Here is an 18,037-nt window from a genome sequence, read left to right on the forward strand (position 1 = left end):
GTTGCAAGCCTTGACGCTTCTCGCTAATGCGCGCGCTCGCCCGCTCCCCTGACGGGGGCAGCGGGGCTCGCGAAAACTGGAACGGGGCCGTAGCTCAGCTGGGAGAGCGCGTCGTTCGCAATGACGAGGTCAGGGGTTCGATCCCCCTCGGCTCCACCAGTTAAACGCAAAGGGCCCTCCCCATGCGGGAGGGCCCTTTGCGTTTAACTGGTGGGTTTTTTGTTTTCGCCCTCAGACGCCGGGCGGCGGACGTCCGTCCGCCTTGGCTTTCCTCGCAAAGGCTCGGGCGCGCGTTCGCGCTTGCGGCCCTTCGGGCCGTTACAGCCCCCCAATCTTGCTACCCCTTACACCGCTTGCCGTCAGCCTTGCCTGACGCTATCCCGCTCCCGCGTTTCGGTAACGGGAATGCGGTTCGAATCCGCAGCTGTCCCTGCAACTGTAAGCGGTGAGTGTGGGGTGCGTTCCCTCCTTCGGGAGGGCAGCCACTGGGGGTCTTCGGACCATCCGGGAAGGCGAGCATCCCATGCGGCGATCCGTGAGCCAGGAGACCGACCGGGGCGTGTCGCTCTATGCCGGGTTCAGGGGTTGGCCAGGCGCGGAAAACACTTTCGTTGTGAGCGACATCGCTGGGCTGTGGGGGGGGTGGGATCAAACCCCTCGCAGCCACCATGTTGCTGATGACGGGAGGAATCCGTGAAGAATTTTGCATATTTGGGAAGCGTCGCTGCGGCGGCGCTGGTTTGGGCTGTGCCGGTTCTGGCGCAAGAGGCCGACCGCGATTCCGGCGAGGGCGATCCGGATCACGAGTATGAAGACTACAAACGGATCGAGGACGATTTCGGGCCGAACCGAACCGTGATCCTCGTTTCTGCCGCGCGTGACGCGGCCATCCCGCGCGAGGACTACACCGGTTCCGCTACGGCACTGACCGCCGACGATCTCGACAGGCGCCAGACCCGCGACATCGCCGACGTCCTGCGCGATGTTCCCGGCGTCGCGGTCGCGGGCGTTGCCGGCCAGACCCAGATCCGCCTGCGCGGCTCGGAAGCCAACCACGTCCTCGTGCTCGTCGACGGCATCGAGGTCTCCGATCCCTTCGCGGGCGAGTTCGACATTGGCACCTTGCAGGCCGAACCCGGCGCGCGCCTCGAAGTGCTGCGGGGTGCGCAATCGGCGCTCTACGGCCCGGACGCGATCGGCGGCGTGGTGGCCTATCAGAGCGCTTCGGGCGACTCCCTCCCCGGCTTTGCCGCAAGGCTCGAGGGGGGCACGCAAGGGACCGTCAACGGTGCGGCACGCTACGGCGCCAGCGGCATCGGCTGGGACGCGGCGCTCTCCGCCGTGGTCGTCAGCACCGACGGCCAGCCCAATGCGCGCGGCGGCACCCGCGACATCGGCCGCGACAGCTACACGCTGGCGGGCAAGGGCAGCGTCGAACTGACCGACACGCTCACCCTGCGCGCCGCCGCCCGCTTCATCCGAACCGAGGGCCAGACCAACGACAGCGACTTCGACCGCACCAGCCCCACCTTCGGCTTCATCATCGACAGCCCCGGCACCGGCTTCACCAACGAGGCGATCTACGCCCTCGTCGGGGCAAGGCTCGATACGCTGGAGGGCCGCTGGACACATGACCTTTCGGCCCAGATCGCCGATGTCGAGCGCGAGACTTTCGGCCCCTTCGGCCAGTCGAGCGGCAGCGAGGGCGACCGCGTCAAGGCCTCCTATGTCAGCGCTTTCGAGATCACGCCCGCGCACCGCGTGACCTTCGCCGCCGATTACGAGGTCGAGGGCTTCCGCAACGCCTTCGCCGGCAGCGGCGGGTTCACCACCCGGCGCGAGATCGAGCAGGTCGGCCTTGTCGGCGAATATCGCTACAGCGGCGAGGCCTTCGACCTTACCGCAGCGCTGCGCCACGACATCAACGACCTGTTCCAGGACGCGACCACCTTCCGCGTCGGCGCGGGCTACAGCCTGACCGGGACCACCCGCCTGCGCGCCGCGGCGGGCTCGGGCGTCAAGAACCCCGGCTTCTTCGAGCTCTACGGCTTTGTCGACGGGCGCTTCATCGGCAACGCGGCGCTGCGCCCCGAGAAGTCCACGGGGTGGGAAGTCGGGATCGATCAGGGCCTCGGCGACAATGCCACCCTCGCGGTGACCTACTTCGACAGCGAGCTGGAGGGCGAGATCTTCACCACCTTCCCGCCGCCGAACTTCATCGCCACCCCGGCCAACCGCACCACGGTGAGCAAGCAGCGCGGGATCGAAGTGTCGCTGAACGCGCGCCTCGGCGAGCAATTCAGCCTCGATGCGGCCTATTCCTACCTCGATGCCGAGGAAAATGGGGTCGAGGAAGTGCGCCGCCCCAACCACATCGCCAGCGCCGCGCTGACCTGGGAAGCGCCGGCCGAAGCCGCCTCGGCGACTCTGGTGGTGCGCTACAACGGCGAGACCCCCGATGTCGCCTTCACCGATCCGAGCTTCGTGCCGGTGCGCGTCACGCTGGACGACTACACCCTCGTGAACTTCAACGCCCGCGTGAAGCTGACCGACAGCCTCGCCGCCTTCGCCCGCGTCGAGAACCTGCTCGGCGAGGAATACGAGCAGGTCTTCAGCTTCGTCTCGCCGGGGCGCAGCGCGGTCGTCGGGGTCGAGGCGAGGTTCTGACCTCGATCCCCCCTCCTCTTCAGAGGAGGGGCTGGGGGTGGTGGCGAGCCGAAGGCTCGCGCATGACAATCCCACCCCCAACCCCTCCCGCAGGCGGGAGGGGAGATAGTAGCCCTCGCATTCGCAGCAAAAAATGCGTAGGGGGCCGCCATGCATTTCCTCGACCAGGCCAAGATCTATGTGAAGTCCGGCGGAGGCGGCCCCGGGGCCGTCTCGTTCCGGCGCGAGAAATACGTCGAGTACGGCGGCCCCGATGGCGGCAACGGCGGGCGCGGGGGCGACATCGTGTTCGAGGCCGTCGCAGGGCTGAACACGCTGATCGACTTCCGCTATTCGCAGCACTTCAAGGCCCCGCGCGGCGGCCACGGGATGGGCAAGGACCGCACCGGCGCTTCTGCCGAGCCGCTGGTGATCAAGGTGCCGGTGGGCACGCAGATCCTGTCCGAGGACAAGGAGGATATCCTTGTCGACTTCACCGAGGTCGGCCAGCGCGTCGTCTTCCTCGAAGGCGGGATGGGCGGGCGCGGGAACGCGTCTTACAAGACCTCGACCAACCGCGCGCCGCGCCAGCACCAGCCGGGCATTCCGGGCGAGGAGGCCTGGGTGTGGCTGCGGCTGAAGCTGCTCGCCGACGTGGGCCTTGTCGGCCTGCCCAACGCGGGCAAATCGACCTTCATCAACGCGGTTTCCAACGCGCAGGCCAAGGTCGGCGATTATGCCTTCACCACGCTGGTGCCCAAGCTCGGCGTCGTGCGCCACAAGGGCCGCGAATTCGTGCTCGCCGACATTCCGGGACTGATCGAGGGCGCGGCGGATGGCGTGGGGATCGGCGACCGTTTCTTGGGGCACATCGAGCGCTGCCGGGTGCTGATCCACCTCATCGACATCACCGGCACCGAGGACGCCGACCCCGCCGAAGCCATGCGCATCGTCGAGGAGGAGCTGGCGGCTTACGGCGACAAGGAGCACACGCGGCTTGACGAAAAGCCCCGACTGGTGGTGCTGAACAAGCTCGACCTCGCCGACGCCGAACTGGTCGAGGGCTTCCGCAAGGAGCTGCTGGAGGCGGGCGCGGAGCAGGTCTTCGCGGTCTCGGGCGCGACCGGCGCGGGGATCCCCGAATTGCTCGACGCGGTGCTCGGCTACCTGCCTGCCTCCACCTCGACTGAGACCAAGGCCGAGGAAATCGAGGACGACGGCGACGCGCCCGAGTGGTCGCCGCTGTAATTCGCCTATGCTGACGCGCCTCGCCGACATCACCGCCGCGCGGCGGATCGTGGTCAAGATCGGCTCTGCACTGCTGGTCGGCGGCGGGCATGCGCGCGAGGCGTGGCTGACGCGGATGGCGGGCGATCTGGCGATGCTGCGGCAGGCAGGTGCGCAGGTGATCGTGGTGAGCTCGGGCGCGATTGCGCTGGGCGCGGCGCGGCTGGGGCTGGCGAAGGGCGGGCGCGGGAGCCTCGCCGATGCACAGGCCGCCGCTGCCGTGGGCCAGATCGCGCTCGCCGATCTGTGGAGCCGTGCGCTGTGCGCCGAGGGCATCACCGCCGCGCAGATGCTGCTGACACTAGGCGACCTCGAGGACCGCCGCCGCTACCTCAACGCCTCGGCGACTTTGGATCGGCTGCTCGAAGCGGGCGTCATCCCCGTGATCAACGAGAACGACTCTGTCGCGACCGAGGAAATCCGCTTCGGCGACAATGATCGCCTTGCCGCCCGCGTGGCGCAGGCGGCCAATGCCGATGTGGTGCTGCTGCTCTCGGACGTCGACGGGCTCTACGACCGCGACCCGCGCGAGGACGGCGCGGCGCTGATCCCGGTGGTTGACGCCGTGACGCCGGAAGTGATGGCGATGGCGAGCGGGGCCTCGTCCTCGGGCCTCGGCTCGGGCGGCATGATCTCCAAGCTGCAAGCTGCGCAGATCGCGACGCGGGCGGGGATCGCGCTCGGCATCCTCAACGGGACGCATGATGCTCCGATCACCCATGCGCTGAGCGCGGGCACGGGGACGCTTTTCCTGCCTGTCAGCGCGGCGTCGGCGCGGAAGGCTTGGCTCGGCGGGCGGCTTGCGCCGGCTGGCGAATTGCGGGTCGACAAGGGCTGCGCCGAGGCGCTGAAGGGCGGGGCGAGCCTACTCGCGGCGGGGGTCGTGGGCGTCTCGGGTCAGTTCCGGCGCGGCGATCTGGTCAGCGTGCTCTCGCTGAAAGGCGAGCGGCTGGCGCAGGGCCTGGCCGAATATGACGCCGCCGAGATGCAGCTGATCGCCGGCAAGCGCGCCGAGGATCAGGCCGAGCGGCTGGGCTATGCCCCGCGCTCCTGCGTGATCCACCGCGACCATATGGTGCTGCTGTGAGCGTGCTGGCGATCACCGGCGCGACCGGCTTTGTCGGCTCGGCGGTGCTGGACGAGGCGCTGCGGCAGGGCCACACGGTGCGCGCGCTCGCCCGCCGCGAGCAGGCCCCGCGCGCCGGGGTCGAATGGGTGCGCGGCGATCTGAACGACACCGAGGCGCTCGCCGTGCTGGTGCAGGGCGCGGACGCGGTGGTGCATGTCGCGGGGCTCACCAACACGCCCGACCCGCGTGAGTTCGAGACCGCCAATGTCACCGGCACCGCCAATGTGCTGGCCGCCATGACCGGGGCGGGGGTGAAGCGGCTGGTGTTCGTCTCCTCTCTTTCGGCGAGGAAGCCCGAGCTGTCGGCCTATGGCGCGTCAAAGGCCAAGGCCGAGGCGGTGGTGGAGGCAAGCAAGCTCGACTGGACCACGGTGCGCCCCCCCGGCGTCTATGGCCCGCGCGATGTCGACTATCTCGAGATGTTCCGCACGGCGAAGCTGGGCTTCGTCCCCCTGCCGCCCGGCGGGGCGAGCTCGATCATCCATGCCGACGACCTCGCGCGGCTGCTGGTGGTGCTGGCCACCGGCAATGCCGCCGCCACAAAGAAGCAGATCTACGAGCCCGACGACGGGCGCGAGGGCGGGTGGAGCCACAAGGAACTCGCGGCCGCGATCGGCCGGGCGATGGGGCGGCGGGTGGTCTTCGCCCCGCATCTGCCGAGGAAGGTGCTCGACGCCGCCGCCGCTGCCGACCGGCGCATCCGGGGCGACAAGGCCAAGCTCACCGCCGACCGCGTCGGCTACATGGCGCATCCCAACTGGGTCGCCCGCTTCGACCGCAAGCCCCCGCCGGGCCTGTGGCAACCGCAGATCGCGGGCGAGGAGGGGCTGAAGGCCACCGCCGAGTGGTATCGGCGCGAGGGTTGGCTGTAGCCTAGAGGAACGGTTCCTCGCCCGGCTTGTGGATGCCGCATTCGGTCTTGTCCCAGCCCTTCCACCGGCCCGAACGCGGGTCTTCGCCCTCGGCCACCTGCGAGGTGCAGGGCGAGCAGCCGATCGAGGGGTAGCCTTGCGCGATCAGCGGGTGGCGGGGGAGGTCGTGCGCCTCGAAATAGGCCGCGATGTCCTCGGCCGACCAGTCGATCAGCGGGTTGATCTTGAGCCGCCCCTGCCCGTCCGAGGTGTCGAGCTCGAAGCGCGGCAGGTTGGCGCGGGTCTTGGCCTGGAAGGCCTTGCGCCCGGTGAAGCTCGCATCATAGCCCGCGAGCGCCTTCTCCAGCGGCTTCACCTTGCGGATCTCGCAGCAGCCATCGGGGTCGTAGGACCACCTGAGGCCGGTCTCGTCCTTCTTGGCGAGGTCCTCGGGATCGGGGCTCAGCACCACCAGATTGAGGCCGAGGCGCTCCACCAAGAGGTCGCGATAGGCGAGCGTTTCGGGGAAATGCTTGCCGGTATCGAGGAACAGCACCGGCACCTTCGGGTCTACGCTGGCGACCAGATGCAGCAGCACCGCGCTCTCCGCGCCGAAGCTGGAAACCACGGCAAGATCGCCCGCGAGGTTGTCGCGGATCACCGCTTCCAGCATTTCCTGCGTCGAGCTGCCGCGGAACATGCGGTTGAGGCGCACCGCATCGTGCTCGGTGAAGCGCGGGGCGAGGTCGAGGATGTCGGGCGTGCGCGCAATCATGCCGATCTTCCCGATGGATACGTCAGGCTTCATGGCGCTTGTCCGCGATGGTGGCGCGGCCATCGGCCGCGCGCTGGTAGACATTCTCCCACGTGGCGAAGGCGCGCGCGGCGTCCTCCTCGTCGAGGCGCTTGTCGGGGGCGAAGCTGTCGAAACCGCAGCGGCGCATGTGCGAAAGCTGGTCGATCAACACCTGCCCGACCGCGCGAAGCTCGCCGGTGTATCCCGCCTCGCGCAGGATGCGGGCAGAGGAATAGCCGCGCCCGTCGCCGAAGCTGGGGAAGTTGACCTCGACCAGCGCGAGGCGATCAAGGAAGGGCAGCAGCACCCGCGCATCGTCACCCGGCTCGATGCGGACCGCGGTGGCGTTGGTCTGGTCGCAGCAGGAATCGACCGTGACGGTGGCATGATCGACCGGCTCGTCGTCGCGGAAGCGGAACTGCACCTCGTCGGGCGAGGTGCCGATATCCTTAGCCATAAAGCGCCTCCTTGAACGGCTCCATGCCGATGCGGCGGTAGGTATCGAGGAAGCGTTCCCCGTCCGAACGCTGGGCGAGATAGACGTCGGTGACCTTCTCGACCGCCGCGACCACGCCGTCCTCGTCGAAGCCGGGGCCGGTGATCTTGGCGAGGCTGACGTCCTCGGCCTCCGAGCCGCCGAGCGAGAGCTGGAAGTTCTCCTTGCCCTTCTTGTCGACGCCGAGGATGCCGATGTGGCCCGCGTGGTGATGCCCGCAGGCATTGATGCAGCCGGAGATTTTCAGCTTCAGCTCGCCTACCACTTCGGTGCGCCCGGTCTCGGCAAACCGCTCCGAAATGCGCTGGGCGAGCGGGATCGATCGCGCGTTGGCGAGCGAGCAATAATCGAGGCCCGGGCAGGCGATGATGTCCTCGATCGTGTCCATGTTGGGGCTGCCGAGCCCCGCTTCATCGAGCGCCTGCCATACCGCCGGAAGGTCGCGGATAGCGACATGGGGCAGCAGCAGGTTCTGGGTGTGCATCACCCGCAGCTCGTCGAAGGAATATTCGCGCGCGAGCCGGGCGACGACACGCATCTGCTCCGAGGTCGCATCGCCCGGAATGCCGCCTGCGGGCTTCAGGCTGATGACTGCCGAGACATAGGCGTCATGCTTGTGGCGGTGCGTGTTGCGGTCGACCCACAAGGCGAAATCGGGGTCCGAGCGGTCCACCGCCTTGGGCCCGTCGACGAAGGCGGGCGGGGCGAAGTATTCGGTGATCCGCGCCAGCTCCTCGCGCGGCGGCTCGACTCCGACGCTGAGCAGGTGGGCGAATTCCTCCTCGACCTGCCGGATATATTCCGCCGCGCCCAGTTCATGGACGAGGATCTTGATCCGTGCCTTGTACTTGTTGTCGCGCCGGCCGTAGCGGTTGTAGACCCGAAGGCACGCCTCGGCATAGGTGATGAACTGGTCGATCGGCACGAAGTCGCGGATCAGCGGCGCGATCATCGGGGTGCGGCCCATGCCGCCGCCTGCGTAGAATTCCGCGCCGATCTCGCCATCCCGCTTGACGATGCGCACGCCGATATCGTGGAGCCGCATCGCCGCGCGGTCCTTCTCGGAGGCGATCACCGCGATCTTGAACTTGCGCGGCAGGTAGGTGAACTCCGGGTGGAAGCTCGACCACTGGCGCATCAGCTCGGCATAGGGGCGGGGGTCGACCACCTCGTCGGCGGCAGCGCCCGCGAAGTGGTCGGACGAGATGTTGCGGATGCAATTGCCGCTGGTCTGGATCGCATGCATCTCGACCGTCGCAAGGTCTGCAAGCGCATCGGCGCAGTCTTCCAGCTTGATCCAGTTGTACTGGATGTTCTGCCGCGTGGTGAAGTGCCCGTATCCGCGATCATACTTGTCGGCGATGTCGGCCAGCATCTCCATCTGGCGGGCATCGAGCGTGCCATAGGGGATGGCGACGCGCAGCATGTAGGCGTGGAGCTGGAGGTAGAGCCCGTTCATCAGCCGCAGCGGCTTGAACTGGTCCTCGGTCAGCTTGCCTTCGAGACGGCGGCGGGCCTGATCGCGGAATTCCTCCACGCGGGCATCGACCATCGCCTGGTCGTATTGGTCATAGCGATACATCAGCGGGTTCCAGAGAGAACGACGACACGCTCGGTGCCGACGATGGTGCCGAGCTCGGCAAGGGTCTTGCCCTTGATCGGCACGGTGGTGTGCGCGGCGCGGATCGCTTCGAAAGCTTCGCGCGTGGCGGGGTGATCAAAGCCGGCGAGCGTCGGATAGCCCACCTCGACCATCAGGTCCCATGTGCCGCCGGGATCGGTGTTGGCGAGCAGGCGGTATGAGGTGAACAGGCCCTGTTCCGTCGCCTTCCTGTCCATCGCGAACCAGTTGGCAATAATGAAGTTGGCGAGATTGGCGCGCTCGCCGGGCCTCGCTTTGAGGCGGGTCAACTCGACTGAAGCTGTGGTCCGGTCGACGGCTGGGGCGGGCGCAGGCGCAGGCGGAGCTTCGGCGGCGAGGGGCGCGCCGGCAAAGGAAACGGCAAGTGCGGCGAGGGCGGCGGCGCGCATCAGATCACCCAGTCCCAGCCGGTCTTCTGCGCGGTCGGCACGGCGAGGTCGCGCCGCACCGTGGGGCCCAATGCGCGCACGCGGTCCTTGATGTGGGCGGGGCGGACGTGGCCGGCGGCGTCGATGCTCGCCTCGATGGCGTAAGGCACATTGACCCGGCGCGCGGCTTCCTCGCGCGCGAGGATTTCCTCGGCGTCCTCGCCGACGTCGACCGCATCGTCGACGAACAGCGACCAGCCGCTGCCGTTCCACCAGGTGACAGCGCCGCTGCGCAGGTCGTTGCCGGTGAGGATTTTCATTGGGCGGCGTGCTCCTTGGCGATGGCGGCGAGCGCGGCGTTATCGCGCGCGGTGACGTCGCCGATGACGATGAGGGCGGGGCTCTTGACCGCGTTGGCTTCCACCAGTTCCGGCAGCCCGGCGAGCAGCCCGCGCAGCACCCGCATCTCGGGGCGCGCGGCGTTCTCGATCACGGCGACGGGGACGTCGGGGGTCAGGCCATCGGACATGAGCTTGTCGGCGATCTGGGGGGCGGTGGAGACGCCCATGTAGATCACCAACGTGCGACCCTTGCCCGCAAGGCCCGACCAGTTCTGCTCGGCGAGGCCCTTGCACTGGCCCGCGACGAAAGAGACGATGCTCGAGGCGTCGCGGTGGGTGAGCGCGATTTGCGCCGCCGCCCCCGCGCCCTGCGCCGCGCTGATGCCGGGGACGACCTCGACGGGGACGCCGGCCGCGCTCGCGGCCTCGGCCTCCTCGCCGCCGCGCCCGAAGATGAAGGGATCGCCGCCCTTGAGGCGCACGACGTCGCGCCCCGCCAATGCCTCGCGGATGAGGAGTGCGTTGATCTCCTCCTGCGGCATGGTGTGGCGCGCGCGCTGTTTCGCCACGGAAATCAGCCGTGCGTCACGGCGGGCAAGGCTCAGGATGTCCGGCCCGATCAGCCCGTCATGGACGATCACCTGCGCGCCCTCGATCAAGCGCGCGGCGCGCAGCGTCAGGAGGTTCACCGGACCCGGCCCCGCGCCGACGAGATAAATGGTGCCAATCTGCATGAAGGGCAAATGGGCGAAGCGGCCCAGACGTTCCAGCGAGAATGGGTTGGCCTGTGCCAAGCGCAGCTATTGCGGGGGCGGGACGGCCCTCTCGCCCAGCGCCGCTATCACGCGGTCCAGCGCCTCGCTCTGCTTCAGATTGAGGTCGCGCTGGGGGAAGGGCAGCTCCACCTTGTGCTCCCTGAACAGCGCCCACAGGTGCTTCAATACGTCGCTCTTGACGTTGCCGACGCCGTCCTCGGGGTCGTTGATCCAGCAGTGGATGGTGAAGTTCACCGCATTGTCGCCGAAGCCGTTCCACCACACGCTGGGCGCAGGCGTGGCGAGCACCCGCCGCGCCTTGCCCGCTGCCTCGAGCATCAGCCTTTCGGCGAGCGCCATGTCGGCGTTGTAGCTCACCCCCACCGGCACCTGGACCCTCACGTTCTTCGAGGAATAGGACCAGTTCTCGACCTGATTGACCATCAGGTTCTCGTTCGGGATCAGATATTCGCGCTCGTCACGCGTCGTCACCGAGACCGCGCGGATACCGATGCGGCGGATCTGGCCGAAGGTCTGCTGCCCGCTCTGGTCGGCGACCGCGATGACGTCGCCGGGCTTGATCGACTTGTCGAGCAGCAGGATAATCCCGGCGATGAGGTTGCCGAAGGTCTTCTGGAGGCCGAACCCGATCGCAAGCCCGAAGGCGCCCGAGAACACGGTCAGCGCGGTAAGGTCGATGCCGATGAGGTCGACCCCGATCAGGAAGGTGACGACCCAGATGACGATGGTGGCGAGCTTCTCGGCGAGCACCGCCTGCGTACCGTCGAGTGCCTTGACGCGCCTGAGGCCGCTGCGGGTGAGTCGGGTGGCGATCATCGCGGCGGCCAGCACCAGCAGGATCGCGCTGACGGAAAACAGCACGTCGAAGGCCGACACCCGCCAGTCGCCGAGCTCGACCGCGAAGGTATCGAGCCGGTCGACGATCCCGCCGGCGGTCTGCGAGCGCTCGGCAATATCCTCGCGCAGGCCGTCGGCGCCGCTGACGGTTTCAGGGGGCGCGGCCATCAAACCAGCGCCAAGGCGGCGGCGAGGTCGGCGATCAGGTCGTCGGGGTCCTCGAGCCCGATAGAGAGCCGCAGCGCCGGCGCGCCGCCGGTGGGGCAAGGCATGACCGAGCGGTAGGAGCGCGGGGTGATCGGCAGGGCAAGGCTCTCGTAGCCACCCCAGGAATAGCCGATCCCGAACAATTGCAGCGCGTCCGCCACCCGCGCCGAGGCCGCCGGGTCGTCGCTCGCCAGCACGAAGGCGAAGAGCCCGCAGCCGCCGGTGAAGTCGCGGCTCCACAGGGCATGGCCGGGGTCGGAGGGGAGCAGCGGGCACAGCACGCGCGCGACCTGCGGCTGGGCCGCCAGCCATTCGGCCACCTTGAGCGCGGCGCGGGTCTGGGCTTCGAGCCTCACCCCCATCGTCCGCAGCCCCCGCGCCGCCAGCGCGGCATCGTCGGGGGAAACCACCTGCCCGAGTTCATGGCTGACCCGCCGCAGCGCCGCATACCAGCGCTTGCCCGCGCTCGCCGAGCCCATCATCAGGTCGGAATGGCCCCCGACATGCTTGGAAAGGCTCATCATCACGATGTCGCAGCCATGCTCCAGCGCCGCGAAGCCGAGCGGGCTCGCCCAGGTGTTGTCGATCATGGTGACAGCGCCAGCCTCGCGGGCAATGGCGGCGAGGGCGGGGACGTCGCACATCTCGAAGGTAAGGCTGCCGGGGGCCTCGAGCCACACGCCCTTCGCGCCTGCCACGGCTGCGCGGAACCCTTCGACATCGCGCGGGTCGAAAAAGGTCGTCTTTACCCCCAGCCGCGCGAGCAGCCCGGTCGCCATCGAGCGCGTCGGGTCATAGGCATTGTCGGTCATCAGCAGCCGGTCGCCGGGCTTGAGCACCGCCAGCATCACCCCGGCAATCGCCGCCACGCCGCTGGGGTAGAGCACCGTGCCATGCGCTTGCGGTTCGATCTGCGTCAGCGCCTCGGCCAGCGCCCACTGGGTCGGCGCGCCGCGCCTGCCGTAGAAGAACTGCCCGTCGGCATTGTTGCCGCCTGCCGCCTGCCGCTCGGCGTCGGTGGCGTAGAGATGGGTCGAGCCGCGCCAGACGGGCGGATTGACCACCGGCCCGGTCCACTCCTTGCGCCGCCCGCCGCGCACCAGCCGGGTCGCGGGCTTGCGATGGCTGTCGTCCCCGCCGCCGCTCATGCCACAGGCTCCCCGGTCTCCGGCCCCTGCGCTTTGGGGGTCTCGGGATCGGCGCTCCATTCGCTCCAGCTGCCGTCATAGAGCGCGGTGTCGTCCTTGCCGACGAGGTGCATGGCGAAGAGCAACACGCTCGCGGTGACGCCACTGCCGCAGGAGGTGGTGACGGGGGCGGCAAGGTCTATTCCGGCGCCGATCAGGGCCTCGCGCAGGGCCTTGGGCGATTTCCATGTGCCATCGGGGTTGAAGGCCTGGGTGAAGGGCAGGTTCAACGCGCCCGGAATGCGCCCATTGGGCCCGCCGTGGACGGGATCGATCCCAGAGCCATAGACCCGGTCGGCGCTGCGGGCGTCGAGCACCTGTTCGCCGCCGCTGCCGAGATTGGCGAGCATGTCGGCCTTGCTCCGCACGCGGGCGGGGGTCTTGAGGGTGCTGAAGGAGGCGCGCGCGCTGGTGACCGTTCCGGTCGCCAGCGCGCGCGCCTCCTCGCGCCATTTGCCGAGGCCCCCGTCGAGGATCGCGACATTGCCGCGTCCGCTCGCCGTGAGCACGAACCACGCCCGCGCCGCGGTGCGGATCGCGCTGTCGTCATAGATGACGATGGCGTCCTCCGGCCCGACGCCGAGGCTGGCGAGGCGTTCGGCGAGCTGTTCGGGGGTGGGGAAGGCATAGGGCACGCTTGAGGCCGCATCGAACAGGCTCGCCAGCCCGAGGAACCGCGCGCCCGGGATATGCGCGGCGGCAAACTCGGCGGCCGCATCGCGCGCGGCGGCGGGCAGGTGGTAGGAGGCGTCGAGCACGGCGAGGCCGGGAGCGGCGATGTTCTCGGCAAGCCATTGGGTGGAGACGAGCGAGGCGGGCAGCGTGGTCATGATCGCGACCCTAGCGCGCGGGGGGCGGCGGTGCAAAGGCCGCGCGGCCTGCGGGGCGAGCGGGGCGGTGTGCAGGACGGGACGAGCAAGTCCCTCCCCGTTCGCCCCGCGAATGGGGAGGTGGCACCGCGCAGCGGTGACGGAGGGGTAAGGCGGCACGCAAAAACCCCTCCGTCAGCCGCCTGCGGCGTCTGCCACCTCCCCATCCTTGAAAGGACGGGGAGGGACGGGAGGCGTCATTTCCGCGCCAGCTTGCATCCCGGGCGCGAAGCCGTCGCCCGGGGCCGTCTTGGCTCCGGGCCGTGCCTTCCGGCAGTCACCAATCCACCCCTGAGGGACGGGGAGGACTGTTGGATAATCAACGCTTTCCTACACGCGGGCGCGCTGACATCATCCCCGCCATGACCGCTCGCGCGCGCCTTTCCCGTCCTTGCGAAAGCGCTGCGATGGAGGCGGACTTTTCCGGCCCTGGACAGTGTCTCATGTGTCTCCAACAGCCGCGAGCTCGCGCTGCGCTGCGCCTCAGGCCGCAGCCGAGGCGGGCGGGATCGCGACCGCCTGCGCCACCAGCCCGGCGATGCCGCCCGGCGGCAAGTCGAGCGCGATCGGGTGGACGCGGCCGCTGGCGCTCGGGGTGCCGATGACGAAGCTGCGCACCTGCGCGGGCAGGCCCTCGCCTTCGAGCGTCACGTGGACCAGCGGCACGAAGAGCGGGGTCTGCCCCTGCCGCAGCGGCGCGATGGCCGAGAGCGGGAGCTGGAGCGTGCCGGTGAGGCTCCTCGCCTGATGCGGGCCGATGCGGTCGATGCTCGCAAGCCCCTGCGCCGCGCCGCTCGAGGGCGCCGCACCCGCCCGCGCGCAGGCGAGCTGCATGGCGGTGTTGAGATCGCCCACCGCCCGCGCCGAGCGGTTCGCGATGGTGAGGCGGTACTCGAGGGTGAACATCATGAGGCTGCGGGACGCCGCAGTGATCTCGAGCGCGAGGTCGAGCCGTGGCGGCTCCTGCACTGCCGGGGCTCCGGCTGCGGTCGCTCCGGCAGCGGGCGCGGCGAGCCGCAGCGGGCGTGCCTTGCGGCGGCGTACGACGAGGGCGATTCCGCCCAGCAGCACCAGCGCGCCGAGGCCACCAGCGGCGAAGGGCCACCATGCGGGGAGGGACCAGCCGGACAGCGATGCAGCCGCGCCCGTCTCGCCCGCCTCAGCGGGCGCGCTCGCCAGCGGCGGCGCTGCGCCCGAAGCCGTAGGCGAGGGCGCCTCTGCACTCTCGGCGCCTCCCGCCGGTGCGGGGGTGAGCGCCGGATCGGCAGAGGCGGTCGCGGTGGCTGAGGGGGCGCTCGCGCGCGCCGGGGGCGCGCCCTCGCGCGGAGCGGGGGTGCGTTGCGGGGTGGTGGTCGCGCTCGGGATCGCGAGCGGCTCGACCTGCGGGCTCGGTGCAGGCGTCGGGGTGCCCGTGGCAACAGGTCGCGGCGGGATGGCGACGCCGGCGCGCTCGTCGGCGGGGCCGGCCGGTGCTGGCGTCGGCGAGGGGCTTGCGGGCGGCAGGTTGAAGGTCTGCTGCGCGGCCACCGGCACGGCGGCAAGCACCAGCGCCAGTGCAAGCGCGCGCGTCACCGGAAAGCGGCGGGCAGGGAAGCGGACGGGTCGGCGGGCAGGCGGGCGGAGCATGGCGCGTGTGGCTTTGGCGGAGCGGTTGAACGGGTGGGGCGGGGCAGGCTGCGAGCCTTGCGCGAGGCTCTATGGCCCCGAGCGTGAACCCTCGCTGTCTCTCCTTAGGCAAGACGCCCCCCTCGCGTCCAGTTCCGGCCTTGCATGGCCGGACGGATCGGGGCAACAGCGCGGCATGGAAAGCACACCCCCCTCCGCTCCGAAGCCCCAGCCCCAGTTCCTCGGCCGCGACACCCCGCTGCCCGCCTCGCCCGAGGAAGCGGTGCTCGACTACGTGCCCAACCCGCGTGCCGGCCTTACCTATCTGGTGCGCTTCGTCTCGCCGGAGTTCACCTCGCTGTGCCCGGTGACCAACCAGCCCGACTTCGCGCATCTGGTGATCGACTACGTGCCGGGCGAGACCATCGTCGAGAGCAAGAGCCTCAAGCTGTTCCTCGGGTCCTTCCGCAACCACAACGGCTTCCACGAGGACGTGACCGTGGGGATCGGGGTGCGCCTGTTCGAGGAGATGCGCCCGCAATGGCTGCGCATCGGGGGCTACTGGTATCCGCGCGGGGGGATCCCGATCGACGTGTTCTGGCAGTCGGGCGCGCCGCCCGCAGACCTGTGGCTGCCCGACCAGGGCGTGCCCTCCTATCGCGGGCGGGGATAGGGCCTCAGCTGCCCGGCGCGCTCAGTTCGAGCTGGACGAACTTGGGCACCGACTTGTTGGCCTCGCGCCACTTGGCGAGCGGGAAGGCGCCCGGGCCCAGCGCCGCGAGCGGGATGCCCGCCTCGGCGAGCGAGTAGGGCGAGATGCGGTGACGGGTCATGAACCCGCCGCTGCCGTCGGCGATCAGCGGGGTCTCGAACTTGAGGCCCTGGCTGTTCTCGGTGGCGTTGGCGACCCTGCTCACGACCAGCTGGCCGTGGCCGAGATCGAGCACCACGTCGGTCCCCACCGGCACCCCGGCGAGGCCAGTGATGCGCGCCCCGGTCTTGGAGAGGTTCCTGAGGATCACATCGTAGTAGTGGTCCTCGTGGATCAGGCCGACCTTGCGGAAGATGGTGATGCGCTCGGCGCGGTGGCGCGGCGGGCCGCTCGGGCGGAACAGTCCCGCGCCCTCGGCGAACTGGGCGAGCACCTGCTCCTGGGTGATGGGCTTGGAGAAGATGTAGCCCTGCACGAGGTCGGCGCCGCGCTCCTTGACCAGCGCGAGCTCGTCCATCGCCTCGACGCCCTCGGCGACGGTCTCCATGCCGAGCGCCTTGGCGAGCGCGACGATGGCGGCGATGATCGCGGGGTTGATGTCGCCGTTCTCGGTGCAGCCGCGCACGAAGCTCTGGTCGATCTTGATCTTGTTGAAGTGGCCGTGCTTGAGATAGCCCAATGAGGAATAGCCGGTGCCGAAGTCGTCGAGCGCCAGGCGCACGCCCAGCTTCTTCAAGTCGCGGAAGATCGCGTCGACCGTTTCCAGATCGCCGACGAACACGCTCTCGGTGATCTCGAGCTCGAGCCGCTGCGGCGGCAGGCCCGAGGCCTGGAGCGCGGCCGCCACCGCCTTGCGGTAGCCCGGGCGGACGAACTGCTTGGCCGAAACATTGACCGCAACCCGGATCGTCTCGGGCCAGGCGAGCGCATCGATGCAGGCCTGCCGCAGGGCGGCCTCGCCGATGCGGATGATGAGGTCGTCGTTCTCGGCGACGGGAATGAACTGGGCCGGGCTGATGTCGCCCTCTTCCTCGTCGTGCCAGCGCAGCAGCGCCTCGAAGCACTTGACCTCGTTAGTGACCGGATCGACCAGCGGCTGGTAGGCGAGCTTCAGCTCTCCCTTGTCGACCGCATCGCGCAGCCGCTCGCCCAGCAGCGCCGTCTTGGAGGCCGCGTCGCGCAGCTCGCTGGTGAAGAAGCAGAAGGTGCCGCCGCGGGTCTCCTTGGCGGAATAGAGCGCCATGTCGGCCGCGCGGGTCAGCTCGTCGGCCTCGAGCCCGTCATAGGGGGCGATCGCGATGCCGACCGAGGTGCCGATGATCGCGCGCCGGCCGTTGATCTGGTAGGGCTGGGAGATCGACTGGACGATGCGGTTGGCAAGCTCGCCCAATGTGCCGCGGTCGTCCATGTCGGGCAGCAGCACCTGGAACTCGTCGCCGCCGAGCCGTCCGACCTCGCCCGCATCCTTGACGATCGATTGCAGGCGGGTGGCGACCTGCTTGAGCAGCTCGTCGCCCGCAGGGTGGCCCATGGTGTCGTTGACCTGCTTGAAGCGGTCGAGATCGAGCATCATCAGCGCGCAGGAGCGCTGGCTGACCCGGAACGCCGCCAGCATCGCCGATAGGCGCTCGTTGAGCTTGCGGCGGTTGGCGAGCCCGGTCAGCTCGTCGACCTGCGATTGCCGCGCGACCTGGGTCTCGTAGGCATATTGCGCCGAGATATCGACCGCGCTGCCGCGATAGCCGCGGAAATTGCCTTCCGCATCGAGCAGCGGGCGGCCGTTGAGGCGCCACCAGCGGGTGCTGCCGCGCGCGTCGGTCAGGGCGACGATCTGCTCGTCGAGCTTGGAGCGCGCCTTGAGCTTGAAGGCGAGGCTGCGCTGGGTCGGGCCGCCGGCCTCCGCATCGATGTCGTTGAACACGCGGATCAGCGGCTTGCCGATCAGGTCCTCGGCCCCGGCCCCGAGATCGGCGAGCGCGCGGCTCGATAGGAAGCTGAGATTGCCTTCCGCATCGGTCGCCCAGAACATGCCGATGCCGAGTTCCTCGACCTCGCCGAGCACCACCGACCGATCGGGCGCGCCGCCGGTCTCCGCAGCCCGGCGGTCGGACGCGGCGCTTCTGGAATCGCGCAGGTTCTTGCGAAAGCCTAGCGGCATACCTCGTCCTTGCTCAGTCACGCATGATGATATGGCGACCCTCATGCGGCTTACACCGAACGTGATTGATAAAGCGTTACCCGTGCCCTGCCGCCCCTCCGGCGAGGCAGGCGGAGGCTGATGCGCGGCG

At 69.2% G+C, this 18,037-nt stretch carries 16 protein-coding genes, 1 tRNA gene and 1 riboswitch; of the genes, 6 read left to right on the plus strand and 11 right to left on the minus strand.

The annotated features are described in order from the left end of the window. Positions 1 to 83: 83 nt before the first annotated feature. The 5 genes from PFX90_RS07645 to PFX90_RS07665 all read left to right on the plus strand — a co-directional run bounded on the left by PFX90_RS07645 (position 84) and on the right by PFX90_RS07665 (position 5,934). Positions 84 to 159: transfer RNA gene (locus PFX90_RS07645), tRNA-Ala, on the plus strand. A 218-nt stretch (positions 160 to 377) separates the two neighbouring features. Then, positions 378 to 571: riboswitch (cobalamin riboswitch) on the plus strand. A 122-nt stretch (positions 572 to 693) separates the two neighbouring features. Beyond that, positions 694 to 2,667, plus strand: coding sequence for a TonB-dependent receptor plug domain-containing protein (locus PFX90_RS07650; protein WP_285711800.1), 1,974 nt, complete (start codon positions 694 to 696; stop codon positions 2,665 to 2,667). 150 nt (positions 2,668 to 2,817) lie between these two features. Further along, positions 2,818 to 3,894 (plus strand): Obg family GTPase CgtA, encoded by a 1,077-nt coding sequence (gene cgtA / locus PFX90_RS07655; protein WP_285711801.1) that lies wholly within the window; start codon positions 2,818 to 2,820, stop codon positions 3,892 to 3,894. Positions 3,895 to 3,901: 7 nt separating this feature from the next. After that, entirely contained in the window at positions 3,902 to 5,020 is a 1,119-nt protein-coding gene (gene proB / locus PFX90_RS07660; protein WP_285711802.1) for a glutamate 5-kinase, read from the plus strand. Continuing rightward, a complete protein-coding gene (locus PFX90_RS07665; protein WP_285711803.1) occupies positions 5,017 to 5,934 on the plus strand; it encodes an NAD-dependent epimerase/dehydratase family protein in 918 nt (305 codons plus the stop codon). The genes proB and PFX90_RS07665 overlap by 4 nt, the downstream gene beginning before the upstream one ends. Before the next feature lies 1 nt (position 5,935). Here the strand turns inward: PFX90_RS07665 and PFX90_RS07670 are convergent, their stop codons facing one another. The 10 genes from PFX90_RS07670 to PFX90_RS07715 all read right to left on the minus strand — a co-directional run bounded on the left by PFX90_RS07670 (position 5,936) and on the right by PFX90_RS07715 (position 15,058). After that, positions 5,936 to 6,721 carry a phosphoadenylyl-sulfate reductase gene (locus PFX90_RS07670; protein ID WP_285711804.1) on the minus strand — a complete coding sequence of 262 codons (786 nt, stop codon included), beginning with the start codon at positions 6,719 to 6,721 and terminating at the stop codon, positions 5,936 to 5,938. Next, positions 6,711 to 7,166: a DUF934 domain-containing protein gene (locus PFX90_RS07675; RefSeq protein WP_285711805.1), complete on the minus strand. Its 456-nt coding sequence runs from the start codon at positions 7,164 to 7,166 to the stop codon at positions 6,711 to 6,713. Before PFX90_RS07675 ends, PFX90_RS07670 begins: the two co-directional genes overlap by 11 nt. Next, a complete protein-coding gene (locus PFX90_RS07680; protein WP_285711806.1) occupies positions 7,159 to 8,787 on the minus strand; it encodes a nitrite/sulfite reductase in 1,629 nt (542 codons plus the stop codon). Before PFX90_RS07680 ends, PFX90_RS07675 begins: the two co-directional genes overlap by 8 nt. After that, the gene (locus tag PFX90_RS07685; protein WP_285711807.1) at positions 8,787 to 9,236 is read right to left on the minus strand and encodes a hypothetical protein; all 450 of its coding nucleotides are present in this window, start codon (positions 9,234 to 9,236) and stop codon (positions 8,787 to 8,789) included. Before PFX90_RS07685 ends, PFX90_RS07680 begins: the two co-directional genes overlap by 1 nt. After that, a complete protein-coding gene (locus PFX90_RS07690; protein WP_066530780.1) occupies positions 9,236 to 9,535 on the minus strand; it encodes a DUF2849 domain-containing protein in 300 nt (99 codons plus the stop codon). Before PFX90_RS07690 ends, PFX90_RS07685 begins: the two co-directional genes overlap by 1 nt. Further along, on the minus strand, positions 9,532 to 10,290 hold the full coding sequence (cobA, locus tag PFX90_RS07695) for a uroporphyrinogen-III C-methyltransferase (protein ID WP_285711808.1): 759 nt from the start codon (positions 10,288 to 10,290) through the stop codon (positions 9,532 to 9,534). The genes PFX90_RS07690 and cobA overlap by 4 nt, the downstream gene beginning before the upstream one ends. 66 nt (positions 10,291 to 10,356) lie before the next feature. Further along, the gene (locus PFX90_RS07700; protein WP_285711809.1) at positions 10,357 to 11,337 is read right to left on the minus strand and encodes a mechanosensitive ion channel family protein; all 981 of its coding nucleotides are present in this window, start codon (positions 11,335 to 11,337) and stop codon (positions 10,357 to 10,359) included. After that, positions 11,337 to 12,524, minus strand: coding sequence for a cystathionine beta-lyase (gene metC, locus PFX90_RS07705; protein WP_285711810.1), 1,188 nt, complete (start codon positions 12,522 to 12,524; stop codon positions 11,337 to 11,339). Before metC ends, PFX90_RS07700 begins: the two co-directional genes overlap by 1 nt. Next, positions 12,521 to 13,393: a sulfurtransferase gene (locus tag PFX90_RS07710; RefSeq protein ID WP_285711811.1), complete on the minus strand. Its 873-nt coding sequence runs from the start codon at positions 13,391 to 13,393 to the stop codon at positions 12,521 to 12,523. Before PFX90_RS07710 ends, metC begins: the two co-directional genes overlap by 4 nt. A 522-nt stretch (positions 13,394 to 13,915) precedes the next feature. Then, on the minus strand, positions 13,916 to 15,058 hold the full coding sequence (locus PFX90_RS07715) for a hypothetical protein (protein WP_285711812.1): 1,143 nt from the start codon (positions 15,056 to 15,058) through the stop codon (positions 13,916 to 13,918). A gap of 175 nt (positions 15,059 to 15,233) precedes the next feature. Between PFX90_RS07715 and queF the strand changes: the two genes are divergently transcribed. Beyond that, positions 15,234 to 15,710 carry a preQ(1) synthase gene (gene queF, locus PFX90_RS07720; RefSeq protein ID WP_285711813.1) on the plus strand — a complete coding sequence of 159 codons (477 nt, stop codon included), beginning with the start codon at positions 15,234 to 15,236 and terminating at the stop codon, positions 15,708 to 15,710. Between the two features lie 4 nt (positions 15,711 to 15,714). Here queF and PFX90_RS07725 read toward each other — a convergent pair whose 3' ends face one another. Beyond that, the gene (locus PFX90_RS07725; RefSeq protein WP_285711814.1) at positions 15,715 to 17,907 is read right to left on the minus strand and encodes a putative bifunctional diguanylate cyclase/phosphodiesterase; all 2,193 of its coding nucleotides are present in this window, start codon (positions 17,905 to 17,907) and stop codon (positions 15,715 to 15,717) included. Positions 17,908 to 18,037 lie beyond the last annotated feature (130 nt).

The sequence above is a fragment of the Erythrobacter oryzae genome (assembly GCF_030271515.1).
Lineage (GTDB): Bacteria > Pseudomonadota > Alphaproteobacteria > Sphingomonadales > Sphingomonadaceae > Erythrobacter > Erythrobacter oryzae.

Excerpts from the sequence above, each read along its gene's own strand:
- cgtA (WP_285711801.1), top strand. The coding sequence starts at position 2,818 with ATGCATTTCCTCGACCAGGCCAAGATCTATGTGAAGTCCGGCGGAGGC.
- proB (WP_285711802.1), top strand. The coding sequence starts at position 3,902 with ATGCTGACGCGCCTCGCCGACATCACCGCCGCGCGGCGGATCGTGGTC.
- PFX90_RS07670 (WP_285711804.1), bottom strand. The coding sequence starts at position 6,721 with ATGAAGCCTGACGTATCCATCGGGAAGATCGGCATGATTGCGCGCACG.
- PFX90_RS07675 (WP_285711805.1), bottom strand. The coding sequence starts at position 7,166 with ATGGCTAAGGATATCGGCACCTCGCCCGACGAGGTGCAGTTCCGCTTC.
- PFX90_RS07680 (WP_285711806.1), bottom strand. The coding sequence starts at position 8,787 with ATGTATCGCTATGACCAATACGACCAGGCGATGGTCGATGCCCGCGTG.
- PFX90_RS07685 (WP_285711807.1), bottom strand. The coding sequence starts at position 9,236 with ATGCGCGCCGCCGCCCTCGCCGCACTTGCCGTTTCCTTTGCCGGCGCG.
- PFX90_RS07690 (WP_066530780.1), bottom strand. The coding sequence starts at position 9,535 with ATGAAAATCCTCACCGGCAACGACCTGCGCAGCGGCGCTGTCACCTGG.
- cobA (WP_285711808.1), bottom strand. The coding sequence starts at position 10,290 with ATGCAGATTGGCACCATTTATCTCGTCGGCGCGGGGCCGGGTCCGGTG.
- PFX90_RS07700 (WP_285711809.1), bottom strand. The coding sequence starts at position 11,337 with ATGGCCGCGCCCCCTGAAACCGTCAGCGGCGCCGACGGCCTGCGCGAG.
- metC (WP_285711810.1), bottom strand. The coding sequence starts at position 12,524 with ATGAGCGGCGGCGGGGACGACAGCCATCGCAAGCCCGCGACCCGGCTG.
- PFX90_RS07710 (WP_285711811.1), bottom strand. The coding sequence starts at position 13,393 with ATGACCACGCTGCCCGCCTCGCTCGTCTCCACCCAATGGCTTGCCGAG.
- PFX90_RS07715 (WP_285711812.1), bottom strand. The coding sequence starts at position 15,058 with ATGCTCCGCCCGCCTGCCCGCCGACCCGTCCGCTTCCCTGCCCGCCGC.
- queF (WP_285711813.1), top strand. The coding sequence starts at position 15,234 with ATGGAAAGCACACCCCCCTCCGCTCCGAAGCCCCAGCCCCAGTTCCTC.
- PFX90_RS07725 (WP_285711814.1), bottom strand. The coding sequence starts at position 17,907 with ATGCCGCTAGGCTTTCGCAAGAACCTGCGCGATTCCAGAAGCGCCGCG.